Source organism: Streptomyces sp. CB02414 (assembly GCF_001905385.1).
GTDB lineage: Bacteria > Actinomycetota > Actinomycetes > Streptomycetales > Streptomycetaceae > Streptomyces.
The window spans coordinates 226,696-245,853 of record NZ_LIPF01000007.1; the positions used below are offsets into that span (position 1 = coordinate 226,696).

A 19,158-nucleotide genomic window follows, 5' to 3' on the forward strand; every position below is an offset into this window, starting at 1 on the left:
CCTCGAAGCAGTGACATTCGATTCAGTGCGGTTTATCGGTCCGCCGCGTGTCAACGCCTGCCCGCGGCTGATCCCGCACCTCGCCCCGGACGCCACCGTCGGTCAGGGCACACTCTCTACCTGTACCCGATCACCGCGACGACGCGGCGGAGGAAGGAGTGCCGGCCTTGGCCACCACGGCATACACGGAAAGGCAGTACGGCGGAGTCACCGTGCTGGTGGGCGCGGAACTGGGCGCCTACCCCTACGCAAACTCCGTACTCGTGCGCGGGACCGCCGAGACACTGCTCATCGACCCGTCGCTCTCACTCGTCGGCACGGCGCCGGCTGCGGACGTGGTCCTCGTGAGCCACGCGCACGAGGACCACGTCGCGGGTCTCGCCGACCACGACGTGCCCGTCCGCGTCCACGAAGAGGACTTGGCCACGCTGCGGTCACGCGAGGTCATGGTCGACGGCTACGGCCTCCCCCCGGAGGCCGCCGAGCGTACCCACGCGATGCTGCGCGACCGCTTCCACGTGCGGGATCGTACCGACGCCGCGGGGTTCGAGGACGGCACGGTGTTCGACCTCGGCGGCCGCACCGTGACCGTCGTCCACCTCCCGGGCCACACTCCGGGCCACAGCGGCTTCCTGATCGAGCCGGACGGCTTCCTCTTCGTGGCGGACATCGACCTGACCTCTTTCGGCCCGTACTACGGAGACGTGGGCAGCAGCCTCACGGATTTCGAGGCTTCCATGCGCCGATGCCGGGAGATCGGTGTCCGCTGGTACGGCACGGCTCACCAGAAGGGCGTGATCGAGGGCGCCGGAAAGTTCTCCGGGCGGCTCGACGCTTTCGTGGGGGTGGTGGAGAAGCGTGACGCGGCCCTCTTGGCGTTCCTGGACGAGCCGCGGACCGTCGAGGAGATCGCCGAGCACCGGCTGGTCTACCGCCCGCACGTCGAGGGCCCGCACGTGGAGCCGGTCGAGCGACGGACCGCCGTGCAGCACCTGGACCGGCTGCTCGGCACGGGACGGGTCACGGAGGTCGAGCAGGGCAGGTTCCGCGCGACGTAGCCTTCGCCGCGCCCTGTGCCGGCCGAACGGCCTCCCGGTCGGCCGGTTGCCCTCCGCTGCCGGGGTACCCGGGGCTCGGAGCGGCGCTCCGGGTCTGTCGGCCGAGGTGAGGTGCTGGGTATGGGTGCGACGGGACGGGCCGCGCGGTTGCGCGGTGTGGCAGCCGACGTCTTCGGCTGGGACAGTCTGCGCCCTGAGCAGCTGACAGCCATGGAGTGGGTGCTGGACGGGGCGGACGCCTTGGTGGTGATGCCGACCGGCTCCGGGAAGTCCGCGGTGTTCCAGGTGCCCGGCCTGCTGCTGGGTGGTCCGGTCGTGGTGGTCTCACCGCTGCTGGCGCTGCAGCGCGACCAGATCGCCGGCCTGCCCGGGGACGACCGGTCGCCGGGCGCCGTCGCCCTGAACTCCGACCTCACCTCCGCACAGGAGCGTGCCGTTTGGGAGGAGGTGCGCGAGGGCGGCGTCCGCTTCTTCTATCTCGCGCCCGAGCAGCTCGCGAAGGACCTGGTGGTCGAGCGGCTGGCCGAGGTACGGCCCGCGCTGTTCGTGGTGGACGAGGCGCAGTGCGTCTCCTCTTGGGGTCACGACTTCCGGCCCGACTACCTGCGTCTGGAACAGGCCGTACGACGGGTGGGCAGGCCCCCGGTGCTGGCTCTCACGGCGACGGCCGCGCCGCCGGTGCGCGGGGAGATCACCGAGCGCCTGGGCATGAACCGTCCGCGGGTGATGGTGACCGGTTTCGACCGGCCGAACATCCGGTTGGAGGTGAGGCGCTTCCAGGACGACGACGAGCGTCGTCGCGCAGTCGTGGAACGGGCCGCGGCCGAGCCCAAACCGGGCCTGCTGTACACGGGGACCCGCAAGGACACCGAGTACTACGCCTCGGAACTGTCCTCGCTGGGACTTGCGGCCGAGGCGTACCACGCCGGTCTGAGCACCTCCGAGCGCACCCGGGTCCACCAGGCCTTCCAGTCAGGTGAGGCCGACGTGGTCGTGGCCACCTCGGCCTTCGGCATGGGCATCGACAAGGAGGACGTGCGCTTCGTGCTGCACGCAGCGCTCCCCGGCTCGCTCGACGCCTACTACCAGCAGATCGGCCGCTGCGGCAGGGACGGCCGCCCGGCCAACGCCGTGCTGCACTACCGCCCGGAGGACACCGGCATGCAGGCGTTCTTCGCCGCCCGCGCCACCGGCAGACAGGCGCTGACCGAGGTCGCCGACGCCGTCCACGACCACGAGGACGACCCGGCCGACCTCGCGGAACTGCGTCAGGACACGGGCCTGTCCCGCCCACGGGTGACGGCCGCGGTGAACCTCCTGGAGGAGGCCGGCACGGTCACCACCGGGGAGCGGGGCGAGGTGCGTCCGGACCCGGACACACCACCGGGCGAGGCAGTGGAAGAGGCGGCACGTGCCGCCGAGGCACACCGGCGCACCGACCGCACCCGAGTGGACATGGCGCGGGCGTACGCCGAGGGGACCGGCTGCCGCCGCTACTTCCTGCTCGGCTACTTCGGCGAGGCCTACGAGCCGCCGTGCGGCAACTGTGACCGGTGTGAGGCGGAAGATTCCGGCGACGCCCAGAACCCCGTCGAGGCCCGCCGGCCCGTGCATCGCACCGCCTCCCGCTACCCGGTCGGCACCCAGGTACGGCACGGTCAGTGGGGCGGTGGCACCGTGCTCAGCGAGGACGGCGACCGCATCACCGTCCTGTTCGACCGGGCCGGATACCGCACCCTGTCTCTGGAGACTCTGGCCGACCGGGGTGACCTGCTCACGGTGGTGCGCCGGCCCTAGCAGGAACGAGGAGGATGCGGCGGCCGCCGAGCGCGAACGATCGTGGAGACGCCGCCGGCTTCTTACAGACCCGTGACGTGCCGCTCGCGGCGCGCGGTGCGGACGTTCGGGGGGCCTAGCGTGGGCGCATGCGCGTACTGGTCACCGGCGGTGCCGGGTTCATCGGGTCCCACGTCGTCGAGGCCCTGCGGGAGGACGGGCACGATGCCGTCTGCTTCGACGTGCGCGAGGATCCCGGCGACGACGTGCGTGACCCGGCGGCCGTGGCGCGGGCCCTGGCGGGGGTGGACGCCGTGTGCCACCAGGCGGCGATGGTCGGGCTCGGCACCGGGTTCGCCGACGCCGCGGAGTACGTCTCGCGCAACGACCTCGGCACCGCCGTACTGCTCGCCGCGATGGCCGAGGCGGGCGTGCGGCGGCTCGTGCTGGCCGGGTCGATGGTCGTCTACGGGGAAGGACGCTACGGCTGTCCGCGGCACGGGGTGGTGCGGCCGGGACCGCGCGCCGTGGCCGACCTGGAGGCGGGACGGTTCGAGCCTCCGTGCCCGGTGTGCGGTACGGACCTGGTGCCGGGGCTGGTCGGCGAGGACGCCGCGGCCGATCCGCGCAACGTGTACGCGACCACCAAACTGGCGCAGGAACACCTGGCCGCCGCCTGGGCCCGGACGACCGGCGCCGCGGCGGTGTCGCTGCGCTACCACAACGTGTACGGCCCGCGGATGCCCCGCGACACCCCGTACGCCGGTGTCGCCTCGTTCTTCCGCTCCGCACTCGCGCGCGGCGAGGCTCCGCGGGTCTTCGAGGACGGATGTCAGCGCCGGGACTTCGTGCACGTGCGGGACGTGGCCGCGGCGAACGTCGCCGCGCTGACGGTCCGGAGGCCGGGCGGTGGCCTCGTCGCCTACAACACCGGCAGCGGTGAGCCGCACACGGTCGGGGAGATGGCCGGTGCCCTGGCGGCGGCGTACGGCGGGCCGGAGCCCGTCGTCACCGGCGAGTACCGCCTGGGCGACGTACGCCACATCACCGCGGACTCCGCGCGGCTGCGGAACGAGACGGGGTGGCGGCCGCGGGTCGGGTTCGCCGAGGGCATGCGGGAGTTCGCGCGGGCGGAGTTGCGCCGGCACTGACCGCGGGCCCGGGGGCTCAGGTTTCCGCCGGGGGCAGGAGCACCTCGAAGCGGCAGCCGCCCGGGATGTTGCGGACCGTGGCGCGGCCGCGGTGGGCCTCGACGATGCCGCGCACGATGGCCAGGCCCAGTCCCGCGCCGGCCGGGGGCGTACGGGCGTGGGTGCCGCGCCAGCCGGTGTCGAAGACGCGGGGCAGGTCCTCCTCGGGGATGCCGCCGCAGCCGTCGGTCACCGAGACCACCACGCCCTCGGAGGAGCGCTCGGCGGCGACCGCGACCGTGCCGTCGGCGGGGGTGCGGCGGATCGCGTTGACGAGGAGGTTGCCGAGGACCCGGCTCATCTCCTTGCCGTCCACTTCGACCGGTACGGCCGCCACCGCGTCGCCGACCAGCCGTACGCCGTGCTCGCGGGCGAGCGGGTCCGCGCCCGCGAGGGCGTCGCCGACCAGGTCGTAGAGGGAGATCCGGGCCGGAGCGAGGGGAAGCGTGCCGGCGTGGATACGGGAGAGTTCGAAGAGGTCGCCGACCATGTCGTTGAGGCGTTCCACCTCGGTGCGGATCTGGCGCAGATAGCGGTCGGGGTCGGCGGCGACGCCGTCCTCCAGCGCCTCCGACATGGCGCGCAGGCCGGCCAGTGGGGTGCGCAGGTCGTGCGAGATCCAGGTGACCAGTTCGCGCCGGGAGGTCTCCAGGGCGCGTTCCCGTTCGCGGGACTCGGCGAGCCGGGCGCTGGTGGCCGCCAGTTCGCGGCTGAGCGCGTCGAGTTCGGCGGTGGCCGGTGTGGTGGGTGCCGCGTAGTCGCCGTCGTCTCCGAACGAGCGGGCCGCCGCCGCCAGTTCCCGGCTTCGGGCGACCACCCAGCGGCCGAGCAGCAGCGCGGTGGCGAGGGAGACGACGGCGGCCATGGCCACGACGGTCGTGACGACGGACAGGTCGTGCGGGGACAGGAACATCGCCCACGCGACGGCGAGGGTGCCCGCGAGCATCGCGAGGACGGCGACGGCGGCCACCACGGCGAGCGACGCCGTCAGCGAGCGCCGCCGGATCAGCCGCAGCACGCCCGCGCCGGCCAGGCCCGCGGCGGCGGCGCCGGCGAAGGCGTAGAGGGCGATGAGGAGGGTGTCGTGCACGTCAGTCCGCCTCCCGTCCGGTGGGGTCGAAGCGGTAGCCGACGCCCCACACGGTCTGTATCAGCCGGGGGCGGGCCGGATCGTCCTCGACCTTGCCGCGCAGCCGCCGTACGTGGACGGTGACGGTGGACAGGTCGCCGAAGTCCCAGCCCCACACCTCGCGCATCAGCTCCTCGCGGGCGAAGGCCTGCCCGGGGTGCCGGAGGAAGAAGGCGAGCAGGTCGAACTCGCGCAGGGTAAGGGCCAGTTCGTCACCGTCCTTGGTGGCTCTGCGGGCGGTGGGGTCGGCGGTCAGTCCGGCCGCGGACGGCGGGCGCGGCGCGACGGCGGGCCGGGTGCGGCGCAGGACCGACTCCACCCTCAGCACCAGCTCCCGCGGGCTGAAAGGCTTGGTCACGTAGTCGTCGGCGCCGACCTCGAGACCCAGGATCCGGTCGTCCTCGTCACCTCGGGCGGTCAGCATGATGACCGGCACGGGTCCCGTGCCGCGTATCCGCCGGCACACCTCGAGGCCGTCCATGCCGGGCAGCATGAGGTCCAGCACGACCAGGTCCGGCCAGTGCGCGGCGGCTCGGTCGAGCGCGGCCGGACCGTCGTCGGCCCGGTCCACGACGTGGCCCGCGCGCTCCAGGTAACCGGCGACGACTTCCGCGACCGTGGGGTCGTCGTCGACGACCAGGATGCGGGCGGGACCGGCAGGGGGTCCGTCCGACGGCCTGCGGGGGGACACGTCCGTGAAGGCGGACTCGTGGGGCTGCTGCATGTGCCCAGCCTCGCACCGCGGGCCCGCGGGCGTCGCCGCCGGGAGCCGTCCCAGCAGCGACGTCCACGTTTCGTAAGGAACGGAAGTCCGGTTCGCGCGTTTTGCGCTCGTAGGGTGAAAGCCGTGACCACCTCGCCCCCTCCGGACGTCGACGTCGTACTCCCGTGCCTGGACGAGGCCCGGGCCCTGCCCTGGGTCCTGTCCGGTGTCCCGGCCGGCTGGCGCGCGCTCGTCGTCGACAACGGCTCCACCGACGGCTCGGCGGACATCGCCCGCGCGCACGGTGCCACGGTCGTGACCGAGCCGCGCCGTGGCTTCGGCGCCGCCTGCCACGCCGGACTGACCGCCGCCACCGCCGACGTCGTCTGCTTCTGCGACTGCGACGCCTCCCTCGACCCCGCCCTGCTGGTTCCCTTCGTGCGCGAGGTCCTCGCCGGCGGCACCGACCTCGTCCTCGGCCGCAGACGCCCGCAGGGCCGGGGTGCCTGGCCCGCGCACGCCCGCGCCGGGAACCTCGCCCTCGCCCGGATGCTGCGCCGCCGCACCGGCCTGCGCCTGCACGACCTGGGCCCGCTGCGTGCCGCCCGCCGCGAGGCGCTGCTCGCCCTCGGCCTCACCGACCGGCGCAGCGGCTACCCGCTCCAGATGGTGGTCCGCGCCGCCGACGCCGGCTGGCGGGTCACCGAGCACGACGTGCCGTACCTGCCGCGCACCGGCGTCTCGAAGGTGACGGGCACCTGGCGCGGCACCTGGCACGCCGTACGGGACATGCGCCGCGTCCTGGCCGAGCGACCGGACGCCCGAGAGGAGACCTCCGGGTGAGCGCCGCGACCACTCTCCTCGTCATCGCCAAGGAGCCGCGCCCCGGCCGGGTCAAGACCCGGCTCACCCCGCCCTTCACCCCCGCCGAGGCGGCCGCGCTGGCCGAGGCGGCGCTCGCCGACACCCTGCACGCCGTGGCCGCGACCCCCGCACTCCGCAGGGTCCTGGTGCTCGCCGGAGAACCGGGCCCCTGGCTGCCGGCCGGCTTCGACGTCGTACCGCAGTGCCCGGGCGGCCTCGACGAACGGCTCGCCGCCGCGTTCGCCGGGTGTACGGGGCCCGCCCTGCTGATCGGGATGGACACCCCGCAGGTGACACCGGAACTGCTCGACGTGGACTTCGCCGACTGCGACGCCTGCTTCGGCCCGGCCGAGGACGGCGGCTTCTGGGCCCTGGGTCTGTCCCGTCCCGACCCCGCCCTGCTGCGGGGCGTGCCCATGTCGACGCCGGTGACGGGAGCCGTGCAGCGCGGGCGGCTGCTCGCGGCCGGGCTGCGGGTACGCGACCTGCCGCCGCTCCGGGACGTCGACACCGCCGACGACGCCCGGGCCGTGGCCGCACTGGCCCCGCACGGACGCTTCGCCGCCCGGCTCGCGGCATGCGCGCCGGGCGCGGACCGACGGGCGAGCCGGTGAGGGCGGCCCCGCGCGTGGGCCCCGGCCGGCTGTCCGCGCCGTCCGCCGCCGCCCGGGCCTGGGAGGCCTGTGACCCCTATACGGCCGCGCTGCGCGCCGGTCGCGGGCCACTGTTCCTGCGGCGCACCGACGGCCGGCTGCTGCCGCTGGACGTGGAACGGTGGTGTGCGCGGGCCGACGCGGTCGACCTGGAGGTGCTGGACCGGTGCGAGGGCACCGTGCTGGATGTGGGCTGCGGCCCGGGCCGGCTGGTGGCGGAGCTCGCCGCCCGGGGCCGTACCGTCCTCGGTATCGACGTCAGCGAGGCCGCCGTGGCCCGCACGGTACGCACCGGCGGCCAGTCGCTGCGGCGCTCCGTGTTCGAGCCGCTGCCCGGCGAGGGGCGCTGGGGCACCGTCCTTCTCATGGACGGAAACATCGGCATCGGCGGCGACCCCGGCGCCCTGCTCGCCCGCGTCGCCGCCCTGCTCGCACCCGGCGGTCTGCTGATCGCGGAGACGGCTCGGGCGGACGTCGACGAGCGCACTCACGTGCAGGTCGTCGACGGCACGGACGGCCCCGCGCCCGGCAGTCCCTTCCCGTGGGCGCGGATCGGCGCCCGCTCCCTGCGCCGCCGCGCGACCGCCGGCGGCTGGCGGACGGCCGGTCAGTGGACGTCGGGCGAACGCCGTTTCGTCGCCCTGCGCAGCAGCAACACCAGCGCCGAACTACCGAACAGCACCGCCGTGATCAGCAGCCAGCGGGTGAGGAAGCCGTCCGCCGACAGTCCGGCGACCGAACGGTAGCGTGCGTCCACCCGACCGCTGATCAGCGGGAACCACACCAGCAGAAGCAGTGCCGAGAAGGCGGCCGGCACCCGCACGTACAGCACCCACTCACGACGGCCCGCCTTCCCCAGCCCACGCGTCACAGCCCGGTCGGCCACCGCGTACAGCGGCAGCAGCACCAGGTCGTGCAGGAGCGCCGCCCCCACGAACCACAGCGCCACGCCCAGCCAGTCACCGGCGAGCAGCCGCACTCCCGCGTAGCCCGCGAGCGCGAACGAGACGGCGAGCAGCAGGATCTGGAAGGGGCCGCCGATCACGGGCCGCGGAAAGCGCGTCGGCCGTAGCCTGCGTACGAGGTTCATCCCAGGTCTCCGAACGTCATCCGCGCCACCCACTTGGTGTTCAGCACGCCGGGTGCGGCGGGCACGATGATCCGCGCCGGATAGCCGTGGTCCGGGCTCAGCGTGTCCCCGTTCACGTACAGCGCGAGCAGGGAGCGCGGGTCGGACACCTGGTTGCCGCGCAGGGCGCCGCTGCGGAAGGCGCCCCGCCGTTGAAGGGACTCGACGAGCACGTCCGGGGAGTCGCCGTCGAACCCCACCAGGGCGGCGAGGTCGCGCAGCCGCACCCCGCGCCACCACTGGTCGGAGGTGGACCAGCCCTCGACGCAGGCGATGGGCAACGCGGCGCTGTACAGCGGCAGTCGCAGCAGGTCGGCGCGGGCGAGGCGGACCGTTCCGGTGGGGCCGACGACGACGAGCCGCCACGCGTCCTCGTGTGTCTCGGCCGCGTCGATGCCCGCGTACGCGGCGGTCTTGTTGATCTGGAAGCCGTTCGGGCCGCCGCCCGGTTCGGGCCCGCCGTGCGGCGCGAGCACGGCCGTCGCCCGCAGCGCCCCGTCGAAGCTGCGGCCGGCACTGGTGGCGAACAGCAGCAGCGATCCCCCGCCGACCGTCCACAGGGCCCCGCGCCGCGACACCGTCGGCGCGTCGGGCCGCGAGGCCACCAGGCTGTCCCGCTCCTCCCCTCCCCCGGCCCGCATCCGCCGTACGTTGCGCACCGCGGCCGGCGCCTTCAGCGCGACGTGCGCGAGGAACGCGGCGAAGAAGACCCAGGCCCCGTAGAAGTGCAGCGGATAGAAGGAGCCGGGGAAGACGTACTCCAGCTGGACGTTGAGCACGCCGGTGACGAACTCGAACAGCGCGCCTCCCACCAGGAGCAGCAGTGAGACCCGCTCCAGCGCGTGGGCGAGCGAACGGACCGGCGGCAGCGTGAACAGCCTCGGTACCACCGACCACAGCTTGGCCAGCAGTACCGGGATCAGGGTCAGCCCGAGGGTGACGTGGACGCCCTGGGTGAGCCGGTACAGCCAGGGAGGGTCGGTCGGCCAGGCGAAGAGATAGAAGCCGAGAAGCCCCTTGTCCGGGGTCTTGTCGTTGACCGGGGACAGGTCCGGGTTGTAGGCGGCGTACGAGAGCAGGCCGGTCACGAACAGCACGGTGGCGCCGACGAGCAGGACGAGGCCGAGTACCGAGGTCAACCAGGGGCCGCGCAGGGGGCTGCGCCAGAAGCGCGGCGAGGACGGAAGCCGTGTGGCGAGGTCGCGCATGCTCCGACGGTAGGACGCGATCGGTGCCCGGGACGGTGCACGACCCATGACGAAACACTGACGTCCGCCGCGCGCACCGACCGGTGCGCCGTCTCCCGGCCTACGGTGCCGGTGTGACCCGCCTCCGCTCCGTTTCCCGCGACCTGTACGCCGCCGCGGCCGCCGCGCTGCTCGTGGCGGCAGCCGTCCTCGTCGGCCGGTACGTGTTCACCTACGACGACCTGATCGTCGGATGGCCACCCCTGCTGGGCCGCTGGGACCCGCACCTGGGCCCCGGCACACCTGCGGCCGTCCTGGTGGCGGTGGCGACCGTGGCGTACGGCCCGGCCGTCGCCGCCCGCCTGCCGTGGCGCGCGCTGCTCCCCGCGGCCTGGGCTGCGGCGATGGCCTGGACCTGGTCGCTGGCCCTGATCGACGGCTGGCAACGGGGCATCGCGGGCCGGCTCACCACCCACCAGGAGTACCTGTCGGTCATCGGCCGCTGGAACGACATCCCGGCGACCCTGCGCGACTTCACCCAGCACATCCTGCTCCACTCCCCCGACAACTGGCCGGCCCACGTCGCCGGCCACCCCCCGGCGGCCACGCTCACCTTCGTACTGCTCGACCGGCTCGGGCTGCGCGGCGGGGGCTGGGCCGGGGTCTGGTGCATCACCGTCGGCGCCACGGCGTGCGTGGCGGTGCTGGTGGCGGTACGCGCCCTGGCCGGAGAACGGCTCGCCCGGCGGGCGGCGCCCTTCCTGGTGCTGGCGCCGGCCGCGGTGTGGATGGGCACGTCCGCCGACGGCTACTTCGCGGCGGTCGCCGCGTGGGCCGTGGCCCTGCTGGCCCTCGCCGTCACGCGGCGCTCGCTGTGGTGGGCGGCGGGCTCGGGGCTGCTGTTCGGCCTGACCTGCTACCTCTCGTACGGGCTCACGCTCTTCGCGGTGCTCGGGGCGGCGGCACTGCTGCTGGGCAGGCGCGAGGTGCGGAAGCGGCCGCTGCTGATCGTGCCGCTGCTCGCGGGGACGGCGGTGGTGCCCGTGGCGTTCGGCGTCGCCGGGTTCGACTGGTGGGAGGCGTACCACCTGCTGGTCACCCGCTACTACGAGGGCGCGGGCGGGGTCCGCCCCTACGGCTACTGGGTGTGGGCCAACCTCGCCTGCACGGTGCTCATCACCGGCCTGGCGACGGCGGCGGGCCTGCGCCGGGCCGCTGTGGTCCGGTGGCACGGTGAGGAGGTCCGCACCGAGGACATCCGCCTCGCGTTCCTCATCGCCGCGTCGCTGCTCGCCCTGTTCGTCGCCGACCTGTCCGGCATGAGCAAGGCGGAGACGGAACGCATCTGGCTTCCCTTCGCCCTGTGGCTCCTCCCGGCCTGCGCGTTCCTCAGCCGTCCGCGCGTCTGGCTGGCAGCGCAGGCGGTCCTGGCCCTGCTCCTCAACCACCTGCTGGCGACCGGCTGGTGAGCGCGGGGCGCGTCCGGTCGCGCGCGGTCGCGCGTAAGAGTTTCGTCATCTGCCGGGTCGCCCATGTCGGCCGGTTCTCGCATTGAATGGTTCGGGTCAACGACTATCGGGAGGGGCGCGATGAGACGTCTTCGAAGTGTGCTGGTCAGGCCGTGGGTCATCGCCGCGCTGACCGTGGCTGTCGCGGTGGGCGGTTTCGGCTCCTACTGGTTCCAGCCATGGAAGCTGTGGCAGGAGGAGACCGTCAACGAGGCACTGCCCGAAGCCGTGCCGCCACCGCGCCCGTCCGATGGGGAGCCGGCCGGCGGCGCCCCTTCCGCACCGGCCCCGGCCGGACCGGTGACTCTGGCGAGCGGCGGGCTGATCAGCCACGAGCACGCGACCTCGGGAACGGTGAAGCTGGTGCGGCTCACCGACGGCTCCCACATCGTGCGTGTCGAGAACCTCGACACGAGCAACGGCCCCGACCTGCGGGTGTGGCTGACCGATGCGCCGGTGAAACCGGGGACGGCCGGCTGGCACGTGTTCGACGACGGGGAATACGTCAGTCTCGGGGAGCTCAAGGGGAACAAAGGCAGCCAGAACTACACGGTACCGGCCGACGTCGACCCGTCCCGTTACACCAGTGTGAGCATCTGGTGCGACCGCTTCGACGTCTCCTTCGGCGCCGCTGAACTCGCCCGCGTCTGAGAGCGCCACCGGGGCTGAACGGCTTCTCCGCACAGAGCTGGTTCAGGAACGCCGCTTCGGGCGGTAGGTACGCCCGAAGCTACGCGGACTGTCCTCGTAGATCTCGACCAGCTCCCAGTCGATCCGTTGCCCGCCGGGAACGTCGAAGACGCGGGTGCCATCGCCGAGGAACACCGGGGCGACGAAGACCTGCAACTCGTCGATGAGGTCGTGCTCGAGCGCCTGCCGGGCGATGTCGGCGCTGATGATCTGCACGTCCCTGTCGCCGGCGACTTCCTGAGCGCGACGGACCGCTTCCACGATGTCGCAGTTCAGGGCGACGACGGCAGGGTCGTCGGCGATCTCCTCCGGTCGGTGGGTGAGGACGAACTCGGTTCCGGACCACGCGCCGCCGTATGCCTCCGACGTCGTATCGTCCCGCTCGTCCTGCTGCGCTTTCGCCGCGTCATAGCCTGCCCGACCGGAGATGATCACTGCGACATCTCCCGCCATCCGCTCCGTGGTGCCCTCGGCCAGGGGTTCCGCGGCGGACATCCAGCTCATGTCGTGTTCCGGTCCGGCGATGAAGCCGTCGATCGAACACGTGAATCCCCAGGCGACCTTTCCCATGTGTCCTCCTCGCCAGTCAACAGCCCCGTCGTTCAACGGCCATCCTGGTTGAATGAGCTGCGTGGACGAAACTGCTGCTTTGCGCCTTCACCGGGCCGTTCGGCTTATCGAGGCGGCCACCCGTAACCGTGCCGCAACGGGGCGCGGCCCGGACGAAGCCGATGACGTGGTCGGTACGTTCGCCACGGACGGCGCCTTCGGCTTCGATCCGTTTCCGTTGCTTCGGGCTCTTCACGAGGCCGGTTCACGTGCGGTGGTCATAGGCCAGGTGGCCGGCATCATGCACGGCTCGGAGGAACTGACCGGCGACCTCGACCTGCTGTGGGACGGCACGCCCGAGCAGGCGCACGCCCTGCGCGAGGCCCTGACCGCCACGGGTTGTGCGAGCCTGCCCGACCTCGCTCGCTCTCAGGTGGCCTACCAGGTCATCGGCGCCGGCGGCGACCTGTGCACTCCCGCCCTGCCCTGGGGCGACATGGACGTCGCGCCCTGCCTTGCCCGGGCGGTCGACGCCCACGATCCGGCGGGTTTCGCCATCCTCTACGCCGGCCTGGACGACCTGATCCAGATGCGCCGTTCCCTCGGGCGTCCCAAGGACCACCGTCGCGCGGACGAACTCGAGGCCTTGCGCCCTTGAGGGGTGGACACCGATCCGCCGGGCGGAGCGGTCTCCACCAGCCTCGCCGCCCTGGCCGGCCCAGGGCCGAGCGCGGCCCCAAGTCCGCCAGGCACCGCTCCTTCACCGTCACAGCGCCCAGCAGGGAGGACCTGCCACGGGCCGCCGTCCTCATGGAGAAGGCCGGCACCGGCGGCGCCCTGTTCCGCAATCTCTACCGGGAGGTCTCGGGGGCGACTGTCACGGTGTTCTTCCGGCGTCTGGGAATCAGGAGCGGGCGGCGGGAGCGGTGCTTCCGGCCTCGAGTTCTTCACGATTCGCCCATAGGACCGGCGACCCTGTCGAGGCACGCAAGCGCGTGTCTCGACGAGCTGGGCAGCCGTTCAGGTGGCCGGCCTCCACCAGCCTTCGCCACCCGGCTCGACAGGCGCGCGGTCCGCTGCGAGACAAGCGTCCTTGTCGCCGCGGTCAACGAGCGGCTGTGACCGGCCTCGACTTTCAGGCCCGCACGTCATTCCGGCCGCGATCAGGTCAGCGGGTCGATACTGCTCTTCCGAAAGGTTGATTGAGTATCCGTGACCCCCGACTTCCGGATGTTACGGGCCCGGAGCGGCGCCTAGTTTCAGGTGTCGGCCGTCCGGGCTGCGAGACCGCGCAGCGACTTCGCGGAACTCGTCCAGCCTCGGTCGACCGACAGTGTGCACGGGTGTGTGGAACGGACCGCGATGCCGCCTCCCGGCTGTCCCGAGCCGGATGGCATGGTGGTGCTTCTCGACGGTCGGGCGGTGTGCTCCGCGGTGCGCCTCGACGCCGGAAGCCCTTCCGCACGCCCGGGCACGCATGCCCGGCCGAACGGCAGTGACCTGGTTCGCCGGAGGAGTGTCCGCGGACGTCCCGCACTTACGTCTGTTCGGCTGTGTCGTCACCTTGGTACCGTGCCGGAACGGCGCCTTCCGTGGGCCGTTGCGATGGACAGGCTCCGCCTGAGGAGAGCGAGGATGACGGCGTGATCGCGACGCGTGGTTCCGCTCTGCGGCCCCTGGCACGCGCCCTGGCCGACGAACGTGCCGATCCGGTGCTGTTGTTCGTCGAGGGTCTCGCCGGTCAGGGAAAGAGCCATCTGCTGCAGGAACTGGCCGACCTGCCCGAGACGGCGAACACGGTCCGCGTGTGGTGGCGGTGTGGAGTCGACGGCGGGCCGTCGGACGGGGACGGGGACGGGGACCGGCGAGTGCCGGGCCTGTGGCTGGTAGACGACGTTCACCGGGCGGACGAGGACGAACTCCGACGGCTGCGTCTGGTGCTGGAGGGGCTGGGGCCGGGCTCCGGGGCCGCGGTGACCTATCGCCCCGAGGAACTCTCCGTACCCGGTCTTCCGCTGGGCAGCCCGCCGATGGCGTACCCGCCCCGGATGACGGTGCTCCGGCACCGGCTCGGGCCCTGGGACGAGGAGCGGGTCCACCGGGCGGCGGTAGAGGCGCTGGGCGAGGACTGTACGGCCGAAGCGGTGCGCACGCTGCACGAGCGGACCGGCGGCGTGCCCCGGGCGGTCGTCGACCTCCTCGCCGTACTGCGGGAGCGGCGGCCTGCGTTCACCGGTACGGCAGCCGAGGTGGAAGCGGCCGGTACACCGGCCCGGCTGACGGAGCTGGTGTTGAGCCGTACGTACGCGCTGTCCCCGGCGGACCGGCCGGTGGTCTGGGCGGCCGCCGTCCTCGACGGACCCGCCGGCCGCGACGAACTGGCCGCGGTGTCGGGACTTGGAGCCGCGTCGGGGAACAGCGCACTGCTGCGGGCCTTGGAGGGCGCGGCCCTGGCGGAGCTGGGCGAAGACCGCTACGGCTTCGCCGTCCCGCTCGCGGCGCCGGCCGTACGAGCCTGTGTGCCCGGGCCCGTCCGCCAGGACCTCCACCGGCGGGCGGCGGGTGTGCTGAGCCGCAGACAGCCCGTCGTCTGGCACGCCGTGGCCGAACACCACAGGGCGGCCGGCGACGGCCACAGGTGGATCAAAGCGGTGGAGAAGGCCGCGGAGTCGGCGGCGGCCTCCAGCCGGCACCAGCAAGCCGTCACGCTACTGGAACAGACACTGGCCACCCCGGGCCTCGCACCCCGGGTCCGTGCCCGGCTGGCACCGTTGCTGGCCCGCAGCGCGGTGACCGGCCTGCGCTCTGACCAGACGGTGGAGGTCCTCGCGCAGATCGTGCAGGACGCGTCCCTGCCGCCCGCCGTGCGCGGAGAGCTGCGGCTCGACCTGGGGCTGATGCTGTGCAATCAGATGGGTCGGTACCCCGAGGGCCGGCGTGCTCTGGAGACCGCCGCCGCCGAACTGGTCGAGGTCCGCCCCGGTCTGGCCGCACGCGCCATGGCGGCGCTGTCCAGCCCCTACTGGCCGGGCGACTCCATCGACGTCCACCGAGAGTGGTTGGTCAAGGCCATGGCCTCGGCGGACGCGAGCGGGGACGACTCGATGCGTACGGCGGTCCTGGCCAACCGGGCGGCCCTCGCGACGAGCTGTGCCGAGCCGGACGCGTGGGAGCTGGTGAAGCAGCTTCCCCTGGAAGCCACCGACCCCGCGTGTGCCCGGCAGGCGGCACGCGGCCTGTGCAACGCCGCGGACTCCGCCGTCTGGCTCGGCCTGCACGAGCAGGCGGAAGACCTGCTGGCGGAGGGACGGGACCTGTCCGCGCGGAGCGGCGCGCCCTACTTCGAGCACAACGCTCTGGGGGCCCAACTCCTCCAGGAGTGGTGGACCGGCCGGTGGTCGGGCCTGGCCAAGCGGTGCGAGGACTTCGTCGCCGCGACCGCCGACATGCCGCTCATCGCCTCCGACGCCTACATCGTGCGCGGCCTGCTCGCCCTCGCCCAGGGCGACTGGGGGGAGGCGGCCCGCCGGCTGTCCCAGCGTGGGACGTTCGGCACGGAGGACCTGCCGGTTCCCCTGACCGCGACCGCCGCCGGCGCCGTGGTCCGGCTCGCCCTGGCCCGTCAGGAGGTGGAGGCCGCGGCGGAACAGGCGCGTGCCGCCTGGAAGGTGGTGGCCGAGAAGGGCGTGTGGTCGTGGGCCGCGGAACTCGCGCCGTGGGCCGTGGAAGCACTGGCCCGCGCGGGTGACAACGCCACGGCACACACCATGGTCCGGAGCTTCTCCCAGGGCCTCGGCCCTGGCGACGCGCCCGCCGCCAGGGCCGCACTGACCTGGAGCCGGGCCGTGCTCGCCGAAACGGAGGCCCCCGCCCATGAGCGGCGGGACGGACTGCTGAGGGCCGCCGAACTGTACCGGCAGGCTGCGGCGGCTTACGCGGAGCTGCCCCGCCCCTACGCCCAGGCTCTGGCCGCGGAGGGCGCCGCACGCTGCGTACTCACGGCGTACACAGAAGCCCATGACTGCCCGGCCGCGAAGGCCGGATCCACCGCCACGTCGGCAGACCCGGCATCCGACAACGCCTCCACCCTGTCGGCGACCACCGAGTTGGAGTCCTGCGCCCAGCGCTTCACCGACCTCGGGGCCGTCTGGGACGCGGCGCGGACCCGGGCCCTGCTGCGCACACGCCAGCCGGCCAGGAAGGGCCGCCCTCCCGGACGCCCGTCGCACGCCGACGAGTTGTCCCCCCGGGAGGCGGAAGTCGCCCAGCTCGCTGTCTCCGGTCTCACCAATCGGGAGATCGCCGCGACCTTGCACCTGTCTCCCCGTACGGTGGAGCAGCACATCGCCCGCGCCATGCGCAAGACCGGGGCGCTCTCCCGCCGTGACCTCGACCACCGGCTGGGAGGTGCTCCTCGAAACGGTGAGCGCCTCTTCCCAACCGGGGACAGCCGTACCGTCAGGGCAGTTGAGATCTGCTGAGCCGGAACCTCCTGTCCTGCCCCCAGGCGTGCACAGTCGCAGCCGTCCAGTCGAGCACCCAGCCGGGGCGCAGCCCGCGCGCTCCCCAGCCGTCCGGGCGCCGGCCAGGGACCGGGAGGCCCGCCTTCTGCGCGGCAACGGCCGTGTCACAGGTTTCGCGCGCGATACGGAGGGCTGCCGACCAAGTGTCGGCCGCACCGGTGAAAACGTGCAGCCCGTGCTGCTCGGGCCGTGCGGAGCTTCTGATGGGCACATGGACCTGGAAGTAGATTCTGGTCACGGCGCCGCCTCCTTGTTTCTGCGCGCTTTTCCGCTCCATCGGCGCATGGTGTGGTGAAATCGTCCGGCGAGCTGCGCGCCTTGACCAACGTATGAACCGGTCTGATCTCTGAATATCCGAATCGGCCAATCACCTATACGTATCCCGGTCGACGGATGCGGACCGTTGCGGTGACGCCGGATGCTGTGGCGCTCCAGTGCACGCCGGGTTTCTTGCGTATCCGTAAATGCGCCCGCCTGATGCAACGGTGGGCGAGGCCCTCCTATGCTCCGGTCCTGCGTACTCTTCTTCCCGCAGAGCATCCAGAACTTCGCGAAAAGATGCCGCCGCACGCACCTTGAAATTTGAGGAATTGCTGAGCAATAGTTCGGGATCACGACGGGTCACTGACTCGCCGTCAGGCAGGAACCGTCCTGTGCCGGGGCGCTTTTGCGTTCCGGCATAAACCCCACATCGGGTTCCTGTCTGTCACCCGGAAGGAATTCGACGTGCGCAATTCTCGTAAGTACCGCCTGGCTGCGGCGGGCATCGCGCTTTCGGCCTCTGCGGTCCTGGGGACCCAGACCGTGGCGCAGGCGCAGGGCGCTCACCCCACCCCCCACTACCAGCCCGAGATGGTCCGGGCGTTGGCCGGCTCGCTCGGTGTGAGCGAGGAGGCCGCAGCCGACCGCCTGGACCGGCAGAGCGCCCAGCAGTCCAAGCTCGCCGAGCTCAGGAGGAGCGGCATATCCGGCGACGGAGCCTTCTTCGACGCCTCCGGACAGCTGACCGTCAACGCCACCGACACCACCGAGGCGGCCAGAGTCGAGCAGGCCGGCCTCACCGCCCGGGTGCCCGCCCGCGGTCAGGCAGCACTCGACGAGATCAAGGCCGAGCTGGACGCCCTCGCCGCCAAGAAGGTCCCCTCCGGAGTGGTCGCCTGGTCCGTGGATCTGGCCTCCGACAAGGTGGTCGTCAAGGTCAACGACGACCGGGGAGCCGCCGCCAAGGCGTTCCTCGCCGCGGCCGCAAGGCACGGTTCCGCTGTCGAGATCGAGCGGGGCCAGAAGGAGCTCGAGCCCAAGGCCGCGATCTACCCCGGCAGCAAGATGACGTTCAACGACACCACGCAGTGGTGCTCCGTCGGGTACGGGGCCCGCGACCGGTCGGGCAACCAGTACCTGGTGACCGCGGGACACTGCGTCGTGAACACCCTGCGCTACGACGGAGCGGCCTTCGCCAAGGGCTACAAGACCCGCTACGCCCTCGGCACCCGCAGCGTCGACATGGGCATCGCCACCATCAACTCCGGTCACTCGATCACCACCAGCGTCGGTACCTGGGGACAAGGCAGCACCAGCACGGTCGCCGTCAGGGGCAGCAGCCGGGCCGCCGCCGGCGCCGCGGTCTGCAAGTCCGGTGCCACCACCGGCTGGACCTGCGGCGCGATCAGTTCCTACAACAACACCGTCACCTACACCGACCCCAATGGCGGCCCCGACACGGTCGTCAGCGGCCTGGCCGCCTCCAGCGTCTGCGTCGAGGGCGGTGACAGCGGCGGTGCTTACATCTCCGGCAACCAGGCACAGGGCATGACCTCCGGCGGACCGACCAACCAGCAGTGCGGCGGCGGGGTCTACTCCCGCGGCTCCTCGTACTTCCAGCCGCTCGACGACACCCTTCGCTACTACGGGCTGACGCTCAACACCAACTGAGCACGTCCGTAACAGAACCGGCCGGGGGCCGCCCGCGAGACAGCGAGCGGCCCCCGGCTTCGTGGTCAGCCGACCGGCTACCGCGCGCTGCGCAGGACCACCACCCCCTGATGATCCTTTAAGCGCCCGACCAAGTGGCTGAACTCGAAGCATTGAGGCATCCGCGCAGTTCAACGCGCTCTCGTCCGATACTTCCGGTTCTTGGAGATCACCCACGACTGTGTCGAAATAGGAGGCCCCACCCAAGATCGAAGCGACAGTCGGTGC

General features: G+C 72.5%; 15 protein-coding genes and 2 pseudogenes. 12 read left to right on the top strand and 5 right to left on the bottom strand.

Annotated elements, in window-relative coordinates; genetic code table 11:
• The first annotated feature begins 158 nt into the window (after window positions 1-158).
• From AMK11_RS23405 to AMK11_RS23415, 3 genes are all read left to right on the top strand, one after another.
• On the top strand, window positions 159-1,058 hold the full coding sequence (locus AMK11_RS23405; RefSeq protein WP_241847053.1) for an MBL fold metallo-hydrolase: 900 nt from the start codon (window positions 159-161) through the stop codon (window positions 1,056-1,058).
• A 120-nt stretch (window positions 1,059-1,178) separates the two neighbouring features.
• Window positions 1,179-2,855, top strand: a complete 1,677-nt coding sequence (locus tag AMK11_RS23410) for a RecQ family ATP-dependent DNA helicase (RefSeq protein ID WP_073729984.1) — start codon at window positions 1,179-1,181, stop codon at window positions 2,853-2,855.
• A gap of 128 nt (window positions 2,856-2,983) precedes the next feature.
• Window positions 2,984-3,985 carry an NAD-dependent epimerase/dehydratase family protein gene (locus AMK11_RS23415; protein WP_073729985.1) on the top strand — a complete coding sequence of 334 codons (1,002 nt, stop codon included), beginning with the start codon at window positions 2,984-2,986 and terminating at the stop codon, window positions 3,983-3,985.
• Between the two features lie 16 nt (window positions 3,986-4,001).
• Here the strand turns inward: AMK11_RS23415 and AMK11_RS23420 are convergent, their stop codons facing one another.
• Both AMK11_RS23420 and AMK11_RS23425 read right to left on the bottom strand, forming a co-directional pair.
• Entirely contained in the window at window positions 4,002-5,114 is a 1,113-nt protein-coding gene (locus AMK11_RS23420) for a sensor histidine kinase (RefSeq protein WP_073729986.1), read from the bottom strand.
• A 1-nt stretch (window position 5,115) separates the two neighbouring features.
• On the bottom strand, window positions 5,116-5,877 hold the full coding sequence (locus AMK11_RS23425) for a response regulator transcription factor (RefSeq protein ID WP_079187644.1): 762 nt from the start codon (window positions 5,875-5,877) through the stop codon (window positions 5,116-5,118).
• Window positions 5,878-5,991: 114 nt separating this feature from the next.
• Between AMK11_RS23425 and AMK11_RS23430 the strand changes: the two genes are divergently transcribed.
• From AMK11_RS23430 to AMK11_RS38685, 3 genes and pseudogenes are all read left to right on the top strand, one after another.
• Window positions 5,992-6,699, top strand: coding sequence for a glycosyltransferase family 2 protein (locus tag AMK11_RS23430; protein WP_073729987.1), 708 nt, complete (start codon window positions 5,992-5,994; stop codon window positions 6,697-6,699).
• Window positions 6,696-7,334, top strand: coding sequence for a TIGR04282 family arsenosugar biosynthesis glycosyltransferase (locus AMK11_RS23435; protein WP_073729988.1), 639 nt, complete (start codon window positions 6,696-6,698; stop codon window positions 7,332-7,334). Before AMK11_RS23430 ends, AMK11_RS23435 begins: the two co-directional genes overlap by 4 nt.
• A pseudogene (locus AMK11_RS38685) lies at window positions 7,298-7,852 on the top strand (class I SAM-dependent methyltransferase); the annotation flags it as partial. The gene AMK11_RS23435 and the pseudogene AMK11_RS38685, both read left to right, overlap by 37 nt.
• Before the next feature lie 128 nt (window positions 7,853-7,980).
• Here the strand turns inward: AMK11_RS38685 and AMK11_RS37555 are convergent.
• Together AMK11_RS37555 and AMK11_RS23450 are read right to left on the bottom strand one after the other, a co-directional pair.
• Entirely contained in the window at window positions 7,981-8,463 is a 483-nt protein-coding gene (locus tag AMK11_RS37555; protein WP_241847054.1) for a hypothetical protein, read from the bottom strand.
• A complete protein-coding gene (locus AMK11_RS23450) occupies window positions 8,460-9,710 on the bottom strand; it encodes a molybdopterin-dependent oxidoreductase (RefSeq protein ID WP_073729989.1) in 1,251 nt (416 codons plus the stop codon). Before AMK11_RS23450 ends, AMK11_RS37555 begins: the two co-directional genes overlap by 4 nt.
• Window positions 9,711-9,823: 113 nt before the next feature.
• Between AMK11_RS23450 and AMK11_RS23455 the strand changes: the two genes are divergently transcribed.
• Both AMK11_RS23455 and AMK11_RS23460 read left to right on the top strand, forming a co-directional pair.
• A complete protein-coding gene (locus tag AMK11_RS23455; protein ID WP_073730323.1) occupies window positions 9,824-11,158 on the top strand; it encodes a hypothetical protein in 1,335 nt (444 codons plus the stop codon).
• Between the two features lie 120 nt (window positions 11,159-11,278).
• Window positions 11,279-11,848: a DM13 domain-containing protein gene (locus AMK11_RS23460; RefSeq protein ID WP_073729990.1), complete on the top strand. Its 570-nt coding sequence runs from the start codon at window positions 11,279-11,281 to the stop codon at window positions 11,846-11,848.
• A 42-nt stretch (window positions 11,849-11,890) separates the two neighbouring features.
• On the opposite strand, the gene AMK11_RS23465 is transcribed toward AMK11_RS23460, so the two are convergent.
• A complete protein-coding gene (locus tag AMK11_RS23465; protein ID WP_073729991.1) occupies window positions 11,891-12,457 on the bottom strand; it encodes a dihydrofolate reductase family protein in 567 nt (188 codons plus the stop codon).
• Window positions 12,458-12,509: 52 nt separating this feature from the next.
• On the opposite strand from AMK11_RS23465, the gene AMK11_RS23470 reads away from it, so the two are divergent.
• The 4 genes and pseudogenes from AMK11_RS23470 to AMK11_RS23485 all read left to right on the top strand — a co-directional run bounded on the left by AMK11_RS23470 (window position 12,510) and on the right by AMK11_RS23485 (window position 18,891).
• Window positions 12,510-13,094 carry a hypothetical protein gene (locus tag AMK11_RS23470; RefSeq protein ID WP_073729992.1) on the top strand — a complete coding sequence of 195 codons (585 nt, stop codon included), beginning with the start codon at window positions 12,510-12,512 and terminating at the stop codon, window positions 13,092-13,094.
• Between the two features lie 3 nt (window positions 13,095-13,097).
• Window positions 13,098-13,297 (top strand): annotated as a pseudogene (locus tag AMK11_RS38690) (DUF4872 domain-containing protein); the annotation flags it as partial.
• Between the two features lie 782 nt (window positions 13,298-14,079).
• A complete protein-coding gene (locus AMK11_RS23475) occupies window positions 14,080-16,917 on the top strand; it encodes a helix-turn-helix transcriptional regulator (protein ID WP_079187646.1) in 2,838 nt (945 codons plus the stop codon).
• A 768-nt stretch (window positions 16,918-17,685) separates the two neighbouring features.
• Window positions 17,686-18,891 carry a S1 family peptidase gene (locus AMK11_RS23485; protein ID WP_073729994.1) on the top strand — a complete coding sequence of 402 codons (1,206 nt, stop codon included), beginning with the start codon at window positions 17,686-17,688 and terminating at the stop codon, window positions 18,889-18,891.
• Window positions 18,892-19,158 lie beyond the last annotated feature (267 nt).